The organism is Azospira sp. I13 (genome assembly GCF_003112695.1).
In the GTDB taxonomy this organism is placed as follows: Bacteria; Pseudomonadota; Gammaproteobacteria; order Burkholderiales; family Rhodocyclaceae; genus Azospira.
The window spans coordinates 57,730-73,362 of record NZ_BFBP01000008.1 but is presented as its reverse complement, the minus strand read 5'-3'; the positions used below and the strand labels follow the sequence as shown (position 1 = coordinate 73,362).

14 protein-coding genes and 1 pseudogene are annotated in these 15,633 nt (G+C 64.5%); 10 read left to right on the top strand and 5 right to left on the bottom strand.

What is annotated here, in order from left to right:
- Positions 1 to 17: 17 nt before the first annotated feature.
- Positions 18 to 779: pseudogene (locus AZSI13_RS17705) on the top strand (SGNH hydrolase domain-containing protein); the annotation flags it as partial.
- 130 nt (positions 780 to 909) lie between these two features.
- On the top strand, positions 910 to 2,064 hold the full coding sequence (locus AZSI13_RS08265; RefSeq protein ID WP_109040700.1) for an ABC transporter substrate-binding protein: 1,155 nt from the start codon (positions 910 to 912) through the stop codon (positions 2,062 to 2,064).
- A 185-nt stretch (positions 2,065 to 2,249) separates the two neighbouring features.
- Here AZSI13_RS08265 and AZSI13_RS08260 read toward each other — a convergent pair whose 3' ends face one another.
- The 5 genes from AZSI13_RS08260 to AZSI13_RS08240 all read right to left on the bottom strand — a co-directional run bounded on the left by AZSI13_RS08260 (position 2,250) and on the right by AZSI13_RS08240 (position 8,881).
- Positions 2,250 to 3,002, bottom strand: a complete 753-nt coding sequence (locus tag AZSI13_RS08260) for an ABC transporter ATP-binding protein (protein ID WP_109040699.1) — start codon at positions 3,000 to 3,002, stop codon at positions 2,250 to 2,252.
- A complete protein-coding gene (locus AZSI13_RS08255; protein WP_109040717.1) occupies positions 3,002 to 4,780 on the bottom strand; it encodes an ATP-binding cassette domain-containing protein in 1,779 nt (592 codons plus the stop codon). The genes AZSI13_RS08260 and AZSI13_RS08255 overlap by 1 nt, the downstream gene beginning before the upstream one ends.
- Complete coding sequence (locus AZSI13_RS08250; RefSeq protein ID WP_109040698.1) at positions 4,780 to 5,829, bottom strand: branched-chain amino acid ABC transporter permease; 1,050 nt, start codon at positions 5,827 to 5,829, stop codon at positions 4,780 to 4,782. The genes AZSI13_RS08255 and AZSI13_RS08250 overlap by 1 nt, the downstream gene beginning before the upstream one ends.
- Positions 5,830 to 5,894: 65 nt before the next feature.
- Positions 5,895 to 7,049, bottom strand: coding sequence for an ABC transporter substrate-binding protein (locus tag AZSI13_RS08245; RefSeq protein WP_109040697.1), 1,155 nt, complete (start codon positions 7,047 to 7,049; stop codon positions 5,895 to 5,897).
- A 131-nt stretch (positions 7,050 to 7,180) separates the two neighbouring features.
- On the bottom strand, positions 7,181 to 8,881 hold the full coding sequence (locus tag AZSI13_RS08240; RefSeq protein ID WP_109040696.1) for a tetratricopeptide repeat-containing response regulator: 1,701 nt from the start codon (positions 8,879 to 8,881) through the stop codon (positions 7,181 to 7,183).
- 275 nt (positions 8,882 to 9,156) lie between these two features.
- On the opposite strand from AZSI13_RS08240, the gene mnmG reads away from it, so the two are divergent.
- The 8 genes from mnmG (at position 9,157) to AZSI13_RS08200 (ending at position 15,631) form a co-directional block, all read left to right on the top strand.
- The gene (mnmG, locus tag AZSI13_RS08235; protein ID WP_109040695.1) at positions 9,157 to 11,031 is read left to right on the top strand and encodes a tRNA uridine-5-carboxymethylaminomethyl(34) synthesis enzyme MnmG; all 1,875 of its coding nucleotides are present in this window, start codon (positions 9,157 to 9,159) and stop codon (positions 11,029 to 11,031) included.
- Positions 11,028 to 11,669 (top strand): 16S rRNA (guanine(527)-N(7))-methyltransferase RsmG, encoded by a 642-nt coding sequence (gene rsmG, locus AZSI13_RS08230; RefSeq protein ID WP_109040694.1) that lies wholly within the window; start codon positions 11,028 to 11,030, stop codon positions 11,667 to 11,669. The genes mnmG and rsmG overlap by 4 nt, the downstream gene beginning before the upstream one ends.
- A 4-nt stretch (positions 11,670 to 11,673) precedes the next feature.
- The gene (locus AZSI13_RS08225) at positions 11,674 to 12,453 is read left to right on the top strand and encodes a ParA family protein (protein ID WP_109040693.1); all 780 of its coding nucleotides are present in this window, start codon (positions 11,674 to 11,676) and stop codon (positions 12,451 to 12,453) included.
- Positions 12,450 to 13,283 (top strand): ParB/RepB/Spo0J family partition protein, encoded by an 834-nt coding sequence (locus AZSI13_RS08220; RefSeq protein WP_109040692.1) that lies wholly within the window; start codon positions 12,450 to 12,452, stop codon positions 13,281 to 13,283. Before AZSI13_RS08225 ends, AZSI13_RS08220 begins: the two co-directional genes overlap by 4 nt.
- 309 nt (positions 13,284 to 13,592) lie before the next feature.
- Complete coding sequence (locus AZSI13_RS08215) at positions 13,593 to 13,934, top strand: ATP synthase subunit I (RefSeq protein ID WP_109040691.1); 342 nt, start codon at positions 13,593 to 13,595, stop codon at positions 13,932 to 13,934.
- Between the two features lies 1 nt (position 13,935).
- Positions 13,936 to 14,811: a F0F1 ATP synthase subunit A gene (gene atpB, locus AZSI13_RS08210; protein ID WP_109040690.1), complete on the top strand. Its 876-nt coding sequence runs from the start codon at positions 13,936 to 13,938 to the stop codon at positions 14,809 to 14,811.
- A 62-nt stretch (positions 14,812 to 14,873) separates the two neighbouring features.
- Positions 14,874 to 15,122 (top strand): F0F1 ATP synthase subunit C, encoded by a 249-nt coding sequence (gene atpE / locus AZSI13_RS08205; RefSeq protein ID WP_014235959.1) that lies wholly within the window; start codon positions 14,874 to 14,876, stop codon positions 15,120 to 15,122.
- Between the two features lie 38 nt (positions 15,123 to 15,160).
- Positions 15,161 to 15,631 carry a F0F1 ATP synthase subunit B gene (locus AZSI13_RS08200; protein WP_109040689.1) on the top strand — a complete coding sequence of 157 codons (471 nt, stop codon included), beginning with the start codon at positions 15,161 to 15,163 and terminating at the stop codon, positions 15,629 to 15,631.
- Positions 15,632 to 15,633 lie beyond the last annotated feature (2 nt).

Below are 15,633 nucleotides of genomic sequence, written 5' to 3'. Positions count from 1 at the left end.
GTGCCGACTGGTATTGCCGGCTTGGTAACGATAGCGCCCCGCCGGATTTCGCCGTGGTCGGCGATTCCCATGCCCTCTCCCTGCTGGAGCTGTTCGATGGCGTGGCCCGGGAGCAGGGCCGCGGCGGCGTTTTTGCCGGCGCCAGCGGCTGCCCGCCGCTGCTGGAGGTCCATGCCCTGCGGGATGATCAGCAGGAACGCAACTGCCATGCGCTGAACCAGCGGATCTTTGCCCTGATCCAGTCCCGGCAGATCCGCCAGGTCTTCCTCGTTGCCCGCTGGACCTATTACACCGATGGCGATTACAGCGGCCGGGAGTTTTCCTACCTGGGGCTGACGCCGGAAGCTTCGAAGTCCCGCGCACTCTCCCGGGAAGCCTTTGCCCGGGGGCTGGAGAAGACGGTGGCCCGCTATGCGGCAGCAGGCGTTGCCGTCACCCTGGTCACCCAGGCACCGCTACAGGCCTATGAACCCAAGCCGATTTACCAGCAGGCCTTCCGAGGCGGCGAGCTGAATACGCTGCTGCTGCAGCGCCTCTCCGTGGCTGAAGCGCGGCACCGGCAGTTCCAGTCCTATGTCAGCGGGCAGCTGGCCGCCCAGTCCGGTCGCAGCACCCTGCTTGCCATGGATGAGGTGTTCTGCGACGGCAGCCGCTGCCAGGTGGGAGACGCGGGGGGCAGCTATTACTTCGACGACGATCACCTTTCCCTTTACGGTGCCGAACGCTTGCGCGACAAACTGCGACTGCTTCTGGTGCCGGTGGCATCGCCAAGGCGCTGAAGCGTTGCGCTTGACGCCCCATCCTCTGCCGTTCCCCTTCCCCCGCCGTGATGCCCCCGGTATGATCCTGCGCTGGGTGTGAGCCCCCGCCATCCCGGCGGACTAATAAAAAAATCGCAGTGGAGGAGTCATGAAACTGAAAGCCCTGGCGGGAGCCATGCTGCCGCTCGCCTGTATTGCCCTCAGCAATTCCGCCCTGGCCGACATCAATGTCGGCGTCACCCTGTCGGCCACTGGCCCGGCTGCTTCCCTGGGCATTCCCGAGAAGAACACCATCGCCCTGCTGCCCACCACCATCGGTGGCCAGAAGGTCAATTACATCGTCCTCGACGATGCCTCCGACACCACGGCGGCGGTGAAAAATGCCAAGAAGCTGATCAGCGAACACAAGGTGGATGTGGTGGTCGGCTCCACCACCACCCCCAACTCCCTGGCCATGATCGATACGATGGCCGAGGCCGAGACGCCGATGATCGCCATGGCCGCGTCTGCCCGCATCGTCGAGCCCCAGGATGAGAAGCGCAAATGGGTCTTCAAGACGCCCCAGAACGACGCCCAGATGTCCACCGCCATCGTCGAGCACATGACCAGCCACAACGTGAAGACCGTGGCCTACATCGGCTTTGCCGATGCCTACGGCGAAGGATGGCATGGCGAATTCGCGAAGGTGGCGGAGGCCCGCAAGCTGAGCCTGGTGGCCAAGGAAGGCTTCAATCGCACCGATACTTCGGTCACCGGCCAAGTGCTCAAGGTATTGGCCGCCAAGCCGGATGCAGTACTCATCGGCGGTGCCGGCACGCCGGCGGCTCTTCCCCAGAAGGTCCTGCGGGAGCGCGGCTACAAGGGCGCCATCTACCAGACCCACGGCGTGGCTAATGCCGATTTCCTGCGTGTGGGCGGCAAGGAAGTGGAAGGGACGCTGCTGCCCGCCGGGCCGGTGCTGGTGGCGGAGCAATTGCCCAACGACAACCCCATCAAGAAGGCAGCCCTCGGGTATGTGGGCAAGTATGAGGCGGCCCATGGCAAGGGCAGCGTTTCCACCTTCGGCGCTCACGCCTGGGATGCGGGCGTACTGCTGCAGAATGCCATTCCCGAAGCCCTGAAAAAGGCCCAGCCGGGCAGCAAGGAATTCCGCAAGGCCCTGCGCGATGCCCTGGAGGCGACGCGCAACCTGGTGGCCAGCCATGGGGTCTTCAACATGAGCGCCAGCGACCACCTGGGCTTCGACCAGCGGGCCCGGGTCATGGTGACCATCGAGAACGGCGGCTGGAAACTGGTGAAGTAAGCCAGCCGCAAGTCGCTGACCTGATTCGTCGGCGGCATTGCCCAAACAAAAGGCCCGTTGCGTATCGCAACGGGCCTTTTTCATGGCATCTCGCCAGCAGGCAGGAAGGACGCCATTCTTCGCCAACTGCGGGCGGAGATTGGCTCCCTGCTTGCCTCTCCGGGCAGGTGCCCGGGGGAATGCGCTTAGGCCTTCTTGCCGCCCAGGCCCAGGTAGGTTTCGATCACCCGGGGGTCGTCGGCCAGTTCGCGGCTCGGGCCTTCCAGGGAGACTTCGCCGGTTTCCAGCACGTAGCCGTAGTCGGCCACCTGCAGGGCGGCCCGGGCGTTCTGTTCCACCAGCAGGATGGAAACGCCGGTCTGCTTCAGCTCGGCGACGATGCGGAAGATTTCCTTGATGATCAGGGGGGCGAGGCCCAGGGAGGGCTCATCCAGCATCAGCAGCTTCGGCTTGGCCATCAGGGCCCGGCCCATGGCCAGCATCTGGCGCTCGCCGCCGGACAGGGTGCCCGCCGCCTGGGTACGCCGTTCCTTGAGGCGGGGGAAGAGGGTAAAGACCTCTTCCATGGTCTGGGCGTGGTCCCGCTCGCCGCTGCGGTAGCGGTGGAAGGCGCCGAGCAGGAGGTTGTCTTCCACGCTCATTTCGCCGAACAGCTCGCGCTTTTCCGGCACCAGGGTCAGGCCCTGGCCGACCCGCTCTTCCACTTCCACGTGGGCATCCAGCTCCCGGCCCACGTAGGCCACGTCGCCCCGGTAGGGCAGGAGGCCCATCAGGGCGGAGAGTAGGGTGGTCTTGCCGGCGCCGTTGGGGCCGATGACGGTGACGATTTCACCGGCGCGGATGCGCAGGCTGACCTTGTGCAGGGCCTCCACCTTGCCGTAGGCGACGCAGAGGTCGCTGACTTCCAGCACGGTCTTGGGTTCGTGTGCGGCGTTCATCATTCCACTCCCCCCAGGTAGGCTTCCAGCACGGCAGGGTTCTTCTGGATTTCTTCCGGCAGGCCTTCGGCCAGCTTTTCACCGAATTCCATGACGACCACGCGGTCGGCCAGGCCCATGACAAAGTCCATGTCGTGTTCCACCAGCAGGATGCCCATGCCTTCGCTGCGCAGCCGGCCCAGCAGCTCGGCCAGGGCCTGCTTTTCCAGGTAGCGCAGGCCGGCGGCGGGCTCGTCCAGCAACAGCAGGCAGGGGTCGGCGGCGAGGGCCCGGGCGATCTCGACGATGCGCTGTTTGCCCAGGGCCAGGCTGCCGGCGGCGTCGAACATGTGTTCCGCCAGGCCCACGCGCTCGATCTGGCGGGCCGCTTCGGCCAGCAGGCGCGCTTCTTCCTGGCGTTCGAGACGCAGGCCGGCGGCCAGGTAGTTCTTCTGGCCCCGCAGGTGGGCGCCGATGGCCACGTTCTCCAGCACCGTCATGGAAGAGAGCAGGCGCACGTGCTGGAAGGTGCGCGACATGCCGAGGCGGGCCACCTGCCGTGCTTCCAGCCCGGCCACCGGCTGGCCGAGGAAGCTGATGTGACCGTCGGTGGGCGGATTGACGCCGGAAATACAGTTGAACATGGTGCTCTTGCCGGCGCCGTTGGGGCCGATCAGGGCCATCACTTCGCCGGCCTTGACCGTCAGGGCCATGTCCTTGTTGGCCACCAGGCCGCCGAAGCGCTTGGTCACACCTTCGGCCTGGAGTAGCACGGTGCCGGCGGCCGGCAGCTGGCGGCGCGGCAGGGGCTCGGCCGTGGTGACGGCATGGCGCTCCTGCGGGGGAGCCGGGACGAAGCGGGCGATGGCCGGCCACAGGCCGTTGCGGGCCCGGTGCAGGACAAAGATCATCATCAGGCCGAAGACGATCACCTCGAAATTGCCGCTCTGGCCCAGCAGTTCCGGCAGGAAATCCTGCAGCCACTGCTTCAGTACGGTGATCAGACCGGCACCCACGACAGCGCCCCAGACGTGGCCGACGCCGCCGATCACCGCCATGAAGAGGAATTCCACGCCCTGGTTGATGGAGAAGGGCGTCGGATTCACGAAGCGTTGCAAGTGGGCGTAGAGCCAGCCGGAGACGCAGGCGTAGAGCGCCGCCACGGTGAAGATGAGAATCTTCGAGCGGGCCGTATTGACGCCCATGGCCTCGGCCATGACGCTGCCTCCCTTGAGGGCGCGGATGGCCCGGCCTTCGCGGGAATCCAGCAGGTTGCGGGTGGTCAGCATGGCCCCCAGCAATACCAGCCAGATGAGGTAGAAGAAGCTGCGGCCGTCCTTCAGTTCCAGGCCGAAAATCGCTACCGCGGGAATGCCGGTCATGCCGGTGTGGCCGCCCAGCCATTCCAGGTTGCCGAAGAGGAAGTACAGGCTGATGCCCCAGGCGATGGTGCCCAGGGGCAGGAAGTGGCCCGACAGGCGCAGGGTGATGAAGCCGAGAAAAAGGGCAAACACCAGGGTCAGGCCCAGGCCGATGACCAGGGTCAGCCAGGGCGAAAGGCCGTGGGCAGTGGTCAGGTAGGCGGTGGTGTAGGCGCCGAGGCCGACAAAGGCTGCCTGGCCGAAGGAGGTGAGGCCGCCGACGCCGGTGAGCAGCACCAGGCCCAGGGCCACCAGGCCGTAGAGGCCGATGTAGTTGAGCAGGGTGATGTGGAATTCGGGCAGCCACAGGGGGCCGCCGGCCAGGAACAGCAGGAAGACGGCGAGGATGGCGTGGGCCGGGGCGAAGGTCTTGGGCATCATTCTTCCTCCTCCTCGACGTGGTGGGAGGTGAGGGAACGCCACAGCAGCACCGGGATGATGAGGGTGAACACGATCACTTCCTTGAAGGCACTGGCGTAGAAGGAAGAGTAGGACTCCAGCAGGCCCACCAGCACGGCGCCGAGGGCGGCCACCGGGTAGGAGGCCAGGCCGCCGATGATGGCGCCGACGAAGCCCTTCAGGCCGATGAGGAAGCCGGAATCGTAGTAAAGGGTGGTCATGGGCGAGACCAGCACGCCGGAAAGGGCACCGATGAAGGCCGCCAGGCCCATGGAAAGCTTGCCGGCCATGGTGGTGGAGATGCCCATCAGGCGCGCGCCGGTGCGGTTGAGGGCGGTTGCGCGCAGGGCCTTGCCGTAGATGGTGCGCTCAAACAGCACGTAGAGCAGGGCGATGAGGGCGACGGAAGCGAAGAGGATCCACAAGGTCTGGTGCTGCACCAGCAGGGGGCCGATTTCTACGGCACCGTCAGAGAAGGGCTGGGTGCGGAAACCTTCGGCACCGAAGAACACCAGGCCCAGGCCGATCAGGGTCATGTGCAGGGCCACGGCGACGATCAGCAGCACCAGGGGCGTGGCCGAAGCGATGGGCTGGAAGACCAGGCGGTAGAGCAGGGGCCCCAGGGGCACCACGATGCCCAGGGTGAGCAGGATTTGCAGGGGCAGGGCGAGGGCGCTGAGGGCCTCCGCTTCCAGGCCGGAGATCAGGCCGAGCAGCACCAGGGGCAGGCCCAGGTTGCCGAGGATGATGCGGGGCAGGCGCTTCAGGTTGCCGCTTTTCAGGGCCAGGCCGCCGTCGATCAGCACCACGGCAACGCCCAGGCCGACAGCCAGCCAGACCGTGCCCGGCAGCTTGCCGGCTTGCAGGGCGGCCAGGGTCAGGGCGCCATAGGCGACGAATTCCCCCTGGGGCAGGAAAATCACCCGGGTGACGGCGAAGACCAGCACCAGGGCGAGGGCCAGCAGGGCGTAGATGGCACCGTTGGTCAGGCCATCCTGACCCAGGAGCAGAAGAATTTGCAGATCCATGCAGGGCTTTCAACGCAGCGGCCCCGGGGAGTGCCCGGGGCCGGCGTTTGTGGAGGAGGTGTGGGTTACTTGATGAGCTTCCAGGTGCCGTTCTCGACCTTCACCATGACGCGGGCGCGCTGGTCGAAGCCCTGGTGGTCCTGGGCGCTCAGGTTGAAGATGCCGTGGGCGGCGGGCAGGTTCTTGGTGCCTTCGATGGCGTCGCGCAGGGCCTTGCGGAATTCCTTGGTGCCGGGCTGGGCCTTCTTCAGGGCCACGGGCACGGCGCTGCCGAGCAGCACGCCAGCATCCCAGGCGTGGCCGCCGAAGGAGCTGATGCTGCCCTTGCCGTGGACGCCTTCATACTTCTTCACGTATTCCAGGGCGGACTTCTTCACCGGGTTGTCGTTGGCCAGCTGGTCGGCCACCACCATGGGGCCTACCGGCAGGAAAGCGCCTTCCACGTCCTTGCCGCCGACGCGCAGGAAGTCGGCATTGGCGACGCCATGGGTCTGGTAGATGGCGCCCTTGTAACCCTTTTCCTTGAGGGTCTTCTGGGGCAGCACAGCGGGGGTGCCGGCGGCGCCGATGAGCACGGCGTCAGGCTTGGCGGCGAGAATCTTCAGGGTCTGGCCGGTGACGGAGGTGTCGTTACGCTGGTAGCTCTCGTTGGCCAGGATCTTGATCTTGCGGGCTTCGGCGATCTTGGCGAATTCCTTGTACCAGCCCTGGCCGTAGGCGTCGGCAAAGCCGATGAAGGCCACGCTCTGCACGTTGTTGCTGGTCATGTGCTCGACGATGGCGGTGGCCATGTGGGCATCGTTCTGGGCGGACTTGAAGACCCAGTGGCGCTTGGCATCCATGGGCTCAACGATGATGGCGGAACCGGCCATGGAGATCATGGGGGTTTCGTTCTCGGCGGCCACGTCCATCATCGCCAGGGAGCTGGGGGTGGTGGAGGAACCGATGACCACGTCCACCTTGTTTTCGCTGATCAGCTTCTTGATGTTCTTGACGGCGGTGGTGGAGTCGGTGGCATCGTCGAGGACGATGTAATTGACCTTCTGGCCACCGATGGTGGTGGGTAGCAGGGCGATGGTGTTCTTCTCGGGAATGCCCAGGGAAGCGGCCGGGCCGGTGGCGGCCAGGGAGACGCCGACGTTGATGTCGGCCCAGGCGGCGGAGGCAGCCAAACCACTGGCCAGGGAAATCAGGGTGGCAATCAGGGTTTTGCGATGCATGGTCGAGTCTCCGGAGCGTTGGAAAAGCCGACGATGATACCAAAAAGGCCGTGGGATCAGGGGCCTGAGCGGGTTTACCCGAGGCGCTCCGCCGTACGGCAGCGTGGAGGAGGGGCGGTGGCGGGACAGCCTTAGCCGTGTTCCTCATCCATCGGTACCCCGTACTTGCGGGCCACGCGCTGATACATCTCCCGGCCGGAAATGACGCGGGGATCGTCCGGGGAGCGGGAGCGGGCCTGCTCCAGGTAGCGCCGGGCCCGTTCCGCCTGCTCCGGCTGCCAGCCTTTCTGGTCCATCAGGGTGTAGATGGACTTGGCCGCATTGACCAGGAACTGCAGGTTGGGTACCCGCTCCGCAGCCTCGATGAGCAGTTGCACCGAGCCTTCGAAATCGCCGCTGCGGGCGGCCAGCACGCCCTTGTTGTTGATGTCGATGATTTCCCGGGAGACGGATTCGAGCAGGGCCTTGCCGGCCTCGGCGTTGCCGGTCTTTTCAAAGACGCCCTGGATGTGGGCGAGCACGCTGCGATCCTCGTTGTTCTCTGCCGCCACCTGGCGCATCAGGGATTGGGCGTCTTCATCCTTGCCGTTGGCCATGCAGGCGTGGGCCAGGTCCACCGAGACTTTCTGGGAGAGGGGGCGCTTGTTGTCCGACTTGCCTTCGGCCACCAGGGTCTTGTGCAGCTCCAGGGCGCTGGCCAGGGTCTTGGCGGCCTTCTCCGGCGAGCCTTCGCGGGTTTGCACCAGGCTGTCGATGACCAGGGAGGCCATTTCCCCCTGCTTGTCGCCGCGCCAGTCCCGGCGCAGGTCCTGGGCCACCAGCTTGGCGCCGGCGATGTTGCCCTTTTCCAGCATGACGCGGGAGAGGTTAGCGTAGTCGTCGATGCTGCGCAGGGAGGAGCCGCGGGAGCGGTTGAGTACCGTGTTGTAGGCGCGCTCTGCCGCTTCCAGGTCGTTGTTGCGCACGGCCATGTCGCCCACGGCCCGTTGCCGCAGCGTGTTGTTGGGGGAGATGGCGGCGGCGGCCTGCAGTGCCTGCTGGGCGCCTTGGGCATCGCCCTGTTCCTCCCGCAGCCGGGCGAGGAAATCGAAGGCGGCCAGGTATTCCGGGTAATCCTGCACCAGGGCTTCCAGCTGGCCAATGGCCTCCTCGATGCGTCCCTGGCCATGCACCGCCACGGCAATGCCCATGCGGGCCCAGGCCAGTTCCTTCTGTTCCAGCAGCTGCCGGTACAAGGCCTCGCCTTCGGCAAAGCGGCCCAGGCTGTTGAGTAGATTGGCTTGCAGGTGCCGGGCGTCGAGCTGGTACTGGGGATATTGTTCGGCCACCTGGATGCAGGCGGCGATGCCGTCTTCGTAACGGCCCCGGTCCACATTACGGTAGGCCTGGTGGAAGGCAAATTTCTTGAACAGGGCGCGGGCCAGGCGCTGTTGCAGCTGGTCGGCGGTGAAGGGCTTGATCAGGTAATCGTCCGGGGCCAGTTCGGCCACCGAGACGACGTTCTTGTAGGAGCGCTCGCCGGTCACCACCATGAACAGGGTGGAGAGGGAAATGAGCTTCTTGTAGCGCAGTTCCTCCAGCAGTTGCTGGCCGTCCCGACCGTCTTCCAGCTGGTAGTCGGAGAGGATGATGTCGTAGCCGTTGCTCTTCACCAGGCGCAGCACTTCGGCGGCGGAGCCAACGCCCTGGACGCTGATAATGCCCAGAGTGGAGAGCATCATGCGCATGGCGTTGCGGGCGTCCGGGTGGCGGTCCACCACCAGCACTTTCTTGGTTTTCAGGTCGCCCTGGAGTTGAAAGAGCTGCTGGGCGGCGAGTTCGCTGGCATCCATGATGGCTTCTGGCGTTGATTTTGGCGGAACTTACGTCATATGGGCTGCCCCTAGCAAGGAAATTCCTGACACTGGCGTCGGTTTGCTGCTGGCAGGCGGGTTCCAGGGGGCCAACCGCCCCGCGGTCGGCGGCTATTTGCGGATCGAATCAGGCCGGAAAACTGTTAAGTTTCATGGAACTGGCGTATCATTCGATCCCCCTGAGGCCCCCTGTGGGCGCCGAATTTTCCAGCCCGCCGGCTCCGGTCGCGGGCGTTTTGCGTAAACGAGTCCCCATGCTGTATCCCACCCGGTTCGATGTCATTGTTGTCGGCGGCGGCCACGCCGGTACCGAGGCTGCCCTGGCGGCGGCCCGGGCCGGGGCGCAGACCCTGTTGCTGACCCACAACATGGAAACCCTGGGGGCCATGAGCTGCAACCCCTCCATCGGTGGCATCGGCAAGGGCCATCTGGTGAAGGAGGTGGATGCCCTGGGTGGTGCCATGGCCGCGGCCACCGACGAGGGCGGCATCCAGTTCCGCATTCTCAACGCCTCCAAGGGCCCGGCAGTACGCGCCACCCGCGCCCAGGCCGACCGGGTGCTGTACAAGCAGGCCATCCGCACCCGCCTGGAGAATCAACCCAACCTGACCATCTTCGCCCAGGCCTGCGACGACCTCATCGTCGAGGGCGATCGGGTAGTCGGGGCCGTGACTCAGCTGGGCGTCCGCTTCGAGGCCCGGGCGGTGGTGCTGACCGCCGGCACCTTCTTGAACGGCCTGATCCACGTGGGCCTGCAGAACTACACCGGCGGCCGCATGGGCGATCCCCCCAGCGTTTCCCTGGCGGCCCGCCTGAAGGAACTGGCCCTGCCCCAGGGGCGCTTGAAGACCGGCACGCCGCCGCGCCTGGACGGCAAGACCATCGACTTCTCGGTGATGGAGCCCCAGTACTCGGACGATCCCCTGCCGGTGTTCTCCTTTCTCGGCAGCGCGGCCCAGCACCCCAAGCAGTTGCCCTGCTGGATCACCGACACCAACAGCCGCACCCACGACATCATCCGCGCCAACCTGGACCGCTCGCCCATGTACACCGGGGTGATCGAGGGTGTGGGGCCCCGCTATTGCCCCTCCATCGAGGACAAGATCCACCGCTTCGCCGACAAGGACAGCCACCACGTGTTCCTTGAGCCGGAAGGCCTGGATACCCACGAGATCTACCCCAACGGCATTTCCACCAGCCTGCCCTTCGACGTGCAGTTGCAGATCGTGCGTTCCATCCGCGGCATGGAAAACTGCCACATCCTGCGCCCCGGCTACGCCATCGAGTATGACTACTACGATCCCCGGGGCCTGAAGTCCTCCCTGGAGAGCAAGGCCATCAACGGCCTCTTCTTCGCCGGCCAGATCAATGGCACCACCGGCTACGAGGAGGCGGCGGCCCAGGGCCTGCTGGCGGGCGTCAACGCCGCCCTGCAGGTGCAGGAGAAGGAAGCCTGGTGCCCGCGCCGGGATGAGGCCTATCTGGGCGTGCTGGTGGACGACCTGATCACCCGGGGCGTCTCCGAGCCCTACCGCATGTTCACCAGCCGGGCCGAATACCGCCTGCAACTGCGGGAAGACAACGCCGACCTGCGCCTCACCGAAAAGGGCCGGGAGCTGGGCCTGGTGGACGACGCCCGCTGGGATGCCTTCTGTCGCAAGCGGGACGCCATCGCCGCCGAGGCCGAGCGCCTGAAGAGCACCTGGGTGCGCCCCCAGACCCTGCCGGAGGCGGACGCGGTGCGGGTCCTGGGCAAGGCCATCGACCACGAATACAACCTCTTCGAGTTGCTGCGCCGGCCCGACGTCAGCTACGCCGCCCTGCTGACCCTGCCCGGGGCCGGCGAAGTACTGGCCGACGCCCAGGCGGTGGAGCAGCTGGAGATTCAGGCCAAGTACCAGGGCTATATCGACCGTCAGCGCGAAGAGGTGGCCAAGGCCGCCGACTACGAGAACCTGGTGATCCCCGCCGACCTGGATTACGCCCAGGTGCACGGCCTCTCCAATGAGGTGCGCCAGCGTCTGGCGCGGCAGCGGCCCGAGAGCATCGGCCAGGCTTCCCGCCTGCAGGGCATCACCCCGGCGGCCATTTCCCTGCTGTTGATTCACTTGAAGCGGAGCGCCCGATGAGTACCCCCGGTCAGGCCCAGCAACTGGCCCAGGGCCTCGATGCCCTCGGAATACCCCTGGACGGCACGGCGCAGGGTAAACTGCTCGCCTACCTGGCCCTGCTGGCCAAGTGGAACAAGGTCTATGCCCTGACCGCCCTGCGCGACCAGGACAAGGCGGTGAGCCACCACCTGCTCGATTCCCTGGCCATCCTGCCCTTTGTGGACGCCCTGGCGCCCGCCAACGTGCTGGATGTGGGCAGCGGCGGCGGCCAGCCCGGCATTCCCCTGGCCATTGCCCGGCCAGATTTGGCCGTGACCCTGCTGGACAGCAACTCCAAGAAGGTGGCCTTCTTGAAGCAGGCCGCCATGGAACTGCCCCTGCCGGGGCTCTCCGCCCAGTGCCTGCGGGTGGAGGCCTGGCAGCCGGAACAGAAGTTTGCGGCCATCACCTCCCGGGCCTTTGCCGAGGTGGCCGATTTCGTCAGTCTCACGCGTCACCTGCTGGCGCCCGGTGGGCGCTGGCTGGCGATGAAGGGGATTTATCCCCAGGAAGAGCTCTCCCGCCTGCCGGCGGGAATTGTTGTCGAGGCGGTACACCCGCTGGCCGTGCCCGGTGTCGAAGGGGCGCGCCACCTGGTGGTCATGAGAGAGGAATGAAGGCGTGAAGATCCTGGCCATTACCAACCAGAAGGGGGGGGTCGGCAAGACCACCACCAGCGTCAACCTGGCCGCCTGTCTGGCGACCCTGGGGCAGCGCGTGCTGCTCATCGACCTGGACCCCCAGGGCAATGCCACCACCGGCTGCGGCATCTTCAAGAAGGAAGCCCTGCCCACCGTGTATCAGATCCTGTTGGGGGCGGCGACCCTGGAGCAGGCCACCATCAAGACCGAGTTCGGCTTCGACGTTATTCCCGCCAACCGGGAACTGGCCGGTGCTGAAGTCGAACTGATCGACGTGGGCCAGCGGGAGCGGCGCCTCAAGGAGGCCCTGGAAGGCCAGGCCTACGATTTCGTGCTGATCGATTGCCCACCCGCCCTTAATCTATTGACGGTGAATGCCCTGGCGGCAGCCCAGGCGGTGATGATCCCCATGCAGTGCGAGTACTACGCCCTGGAAGGCCTCACCGATCTGGTCACCACCCTGCGCAAGGTACGGGCCAGCCTCAACCCGGTGCTGGAAATCGAGGGTCTGCTGCGCACCATGTACAACGCCCAGTCCACCCTCAACCAGCAGGTCTCCGCCGAGCTGGAAAGCCACTTCTCCGGCAAGGTGTACCGCACCGTCATCCCGCGCAACGTGCGTCTGGCCGAAGCGCCGTCCTACGGCAAGCCGGTGATTGCCTTCGACAAGACATCCAAGGGGGCCCTGTCCTACTTAGCTCTGGCCGAGGAAATGCTTGAGCGCTCGGGCCTGACGCCGCGGGCGGAGGTGGCAGCATGAAAATGAAGGGACTCGGCCGGGGCCTGGATGCCCTGCTGGCCAGTGACGTGGTGGATGCCAGCAAGGACCAGCAGCGCACCCTGCCTATCGATGCCCTGAAACCGGGCAAATACCAGCCCCGCACTCGTATGGATGAAGGCTCCCTGAAGGAGCTGGCGGCTTCCATCCAGGCCCAGGGCATTATGCAGCCCATCCTGGTGCGGCCGATTTCCGGCGGCTACGAGATCATTGCCGGCGAGCGCCGCTGGCGTGCCAGCCGCATGGCCGGCCTCAAGGAAGTTCCGACCCTGGTGCGGGAGATTCCCGATGAGGCGGCGGCCGCCATGTCGCTCATCGAGAACATCCAGCGGGAAAACCTCAATCCCCTGGAAGAAGCCATGGGCTTGCAGCGCCTGGTGGATGAATTCGACATGACCCACCAGCAGGCTGCCGACGCTGTGGGCCGTTCCCGGCCCGCTGCATCCAACCTGTTGCGCCTGCTGCAGCTGGCCCAGCCGGTGCAGGATTTACTGATGGAAGCCAAGCTGGACATGGGCCATGCCCGCGCCCTGCTCTCCCTGGAAGGGGCAGAGCAGATTCAGCTGGGCAACCGGGTGGCCCAAAAGCAGCTATCCGTCCGCGAGACGGAGCGTCTGGTGCAGTTGCTGCTCAATCCGCCGAAAAAGGTTGAGAAGTCCAAGGATCGGGATTTGCTGCGGCTGGAGGAAGAACTTTCCGACTTGCTGGGTGCCCGGGTGACCGTGGCGGCCAACAAGAAGGGAGCCGGCAAGGTCGCCATTGAATTTGCCAGCCTCGATCAGTTGGACGACCTGCTGGCCCGCTTCCGCTAATAGTCCTGGTGGCCAGTTGGAGTGCCGCCCGGGCCGTGTGAAGGTCCGGCAGTAGTGGACTGCGTCATTGCCTTACGGGGCGGCGGCAGTTTTCTGGCGGTGCCATCACGGCAAATCCAGGTGGGGCCGGCTCGAAAGTAGGGCAATTTTCCGCCCCTAGACTGGCAAATCCCTTATTTTGTTCCGCAGTTCTCATTGACTAAATAAGGGATAACTCTTATATTATTTATCTTTGTGTGCGGCGGCCGGCGACGTTGGTTCGCAGTTTGAACCTCCTGCCCAGTCTGGAAAAACCGCGGAAAATCAATCATGTTCCGGGCAATTCTTTTCCAGTTTTGGGCAGTGACAATAACGGCGGCGCTGCTTGGCTTCTTCTTGGGGGAGCGGGGGCTCATCTCGGCTGGACTGGGGGGCTTGTCCTGTCTTCTTCCCAATGCGTTTTTCGCCCTGCGTCTCGCAGGGGCGGCGAAGCGCCCCGGAGGAGCCAAGGTCTTCACCTTCTTCCTCGGCGAAGTGGTCAAGATCGCTGCCACCATCGGATTACTGGCTGTTGCTGCCAAGTCCTATCCCGAGATGCATTGGCCTTCCCTGCTTCTCGGCTTGGTAGTAACGCTGCAGGCGAGTTTTTTGGCTTTTTGGAAGAAATCCTGAAATGGAAAACGCTCACGAGGCAGTCGCGGAACACGCCGCTAACGCCCCCACCGCTGGCGAGTACATCGTCCACCACCTGACCCACTTCAATTCCACCGGCCATGCCCAGCAGGCCGTCATCGACTTTTCCGTCATCAACGTCGATACCGTGGTCTTCTCCATCCTGATGGGGGTCCTCGGTCTCTTCGTCATGTGGCGCGTCGCCAAGAGCGTGACTTCCGGTGTTCCCGGTCGCATGCAGGCCGCAGTCGAGATCGTCCTCGAAATGGTGAACAACCAGGCCAAGGGCATCGTCCATAGCGAAGAATCCCGCAAGTTCGTGGCCCCCCTGGCGCTCACGGTTTTCGTCTGGATTTTCCTGATGAACTCCATGGACTTCCTGCCCGTCGATCTGCTGCCGAACATGTGGCAGGCTGCTTCCGGCGACCATCACGCCTTCCTGCGCGTCGTGCCCACCGCCGACCTGAACGGCACCTTGGGTATGTCCATCGGCGTGCTGCTGGTCTGCATCTGGTACAACATCAAGATCAAGGGCTTCGGCGGTTGGGTGCATGAACTCTTCACCGCCCCCTTCGGCAGCCATCCCCTGCTGTACCCGGTCAACTTCGCCATGCAGATGATCGAGTTCCTGGCCAAGACCGTTTCCCACGGCATGCGGTTGTTCGGCAACATGTACGCCGGCGAACTGGTATTCATGCTGATCGCCCTGATGGGTGCTGCCTGGGCAGGTACCGCTACCGGCGCATTCCTCTGGATCGGCGGCGTCATCGCCGGTTCCGTGTGGGCCGTTTTCCACATCCTGATCGTTGCCCTGCAGGCCTTCATCTTCATGATGCTGACCCTGGTGTATATCGGTCAGGCCCACGAGAGCCACTAATCTCGTAACGATTTTCGCTTTACCTTTTCAACTTACTACCTCTACTTTTGCAAGGAGCAAACATGGAACACATCCTCGGTTTCGTCGCACTGGCCGCCGGTCTGATCATCGGTCTGGGTGCTATTGGCGCCTGTATCGGTATCGGCATCATGGGCTCCAAGTACCTGGAAGCCTCCGCTCGCCAGCCCGAACTGATGAACGAACTGCAAACCAAGATGTTCCTGCTGGCCGGTCTGATCGACGCTGCCTTCCTGATTGGCGTTGGTATCGCCATGATGTTCGCCTTCGCCAACCCGTTCGTTCTCAAGTAATTCGCGCCTCGAACAACTTTTTTTAAAGGGTTAGAGCCGTGAATCTGAACGCAACTCTGGTCGCCCAGCTCGTTGTGTTCTTCATTTTGGCGTGGTTCACGATGAAATTCGTGTGGCCGCCCATCGTGAAGGCGCTCGACGAGCGAGCGAAAAAAATCTCTGACGGTCTGGCTGCCGCCGAGCGTGGCAAGCATGACCTCGAGCTCGCGACCAAGCGCTCGGCGGAAGCCATGCGCGAAGGCAAGGAAAAGGCCTCTGAACTGATCTCCGGCGCTGACAAGCGCGCCGCTCAGATCGTGGAAGAAGCCAAAGCCCAGGCGAAGGTCGAAGCTGACCGTATCGTCGCCGCTGCCAAGGCCGAGATCGAACAGGAAGTGGTGCGTGCCAAGGAAGGTTTGCGTGAGCGTGTGGCTGAACTCGCGGTTGCCGGTGCGGAGAAAATCCTGCGCCGTGAAATCGACGCCAAGGCCCATGCTGACATCCTGGGTACGATCAAACAGGATCTGTAACG

Bases quoted from the DNA above. Each gene is read 5' to 3' on its own strand.
- AZSI13_RS08255 (WP_109040717.1), bottom strand. From the start codon at position 4,780: ATGCCCAAGACCTTCGCCCCGGCCCACGCCATCCTCGCCGTCTTCCTG.
- AZSI13_RS08250 (WP_109040698.1), bottom strand. From the start codon at position 5,829: ATGGATCTGCAAATTCTTCTGCTCCTGGGTCAGGATGGCCTGACCAAC.
- atpE (WP_014235959.1), top strand. From the start codon at position 14,874: ATGGAACACATCCTCGGTTTCGTCGCACTGGCCGCCGGTCTGATCATC.
- AZSI13_RS08220 (WP_109040692.1), top strand. From the start codon at position 12,450: ATGAAAATGAAGGGACTCGGCCGGGGCCTGGATGCCCTGCTGGCCAGT.
- AZSI13_RS08215 (WP_109040691.1), top strand. From the start codon at position 13,593: ATGTTCCGGGCAATTCTTTTCCAGTTTTGGGCAGTGACAATAACGGCG.
- rsmG (WP_109040694.1), top strand. From the start codon at position 11,028: ATGAGTACCCCCGGTCAGGCCCAGCAACTGGCCCAGGGCCTCGATGCC.
- AZSI13_RS08265 (WP_109040700.1), top strand. From the start codon at position 910: ATGAAACTGAAAGCCCTGGCGGGAGCCATGCTGCCGCTCGCCTGTATT.
- AZSI13_RS08245 (WP_109040697.1), bottom strand. From the start codon at position 7,049: ATGCATCGCAAAACCCTGATTGCCACCCTGATTTCCCTGGCCAGTGGT.
- AZSI13_RS08240 (WP_109040696.1), bottom strand. From the start codon at position 8,881: ATGGATGCCAGCGAACTCGCCGCCCAGCAGCTCTTTCAACTCCAGGGC.
- atpB (WP_109040690.1), top strand. From the start codon at position 13,936: ATGGAAAACGCTCACGAGGCAGTCGCGGAACACGCCGCTAACGCCCCC.
- mnmG (WP_109040695.1), top strand. From the start codon at position 9,157: ATGCTGTATCCCACCCGGTTCGATGTCATTGTTGTCGGCGGCGGCCAC.
- AZSI13_RS08260 (WP_109040699.1), bottom strand. From the start codon at position 3,002: ATGAACGCCGCACACGAACCCAAGACCGTGCTGGAAGTCAGCGACCTC.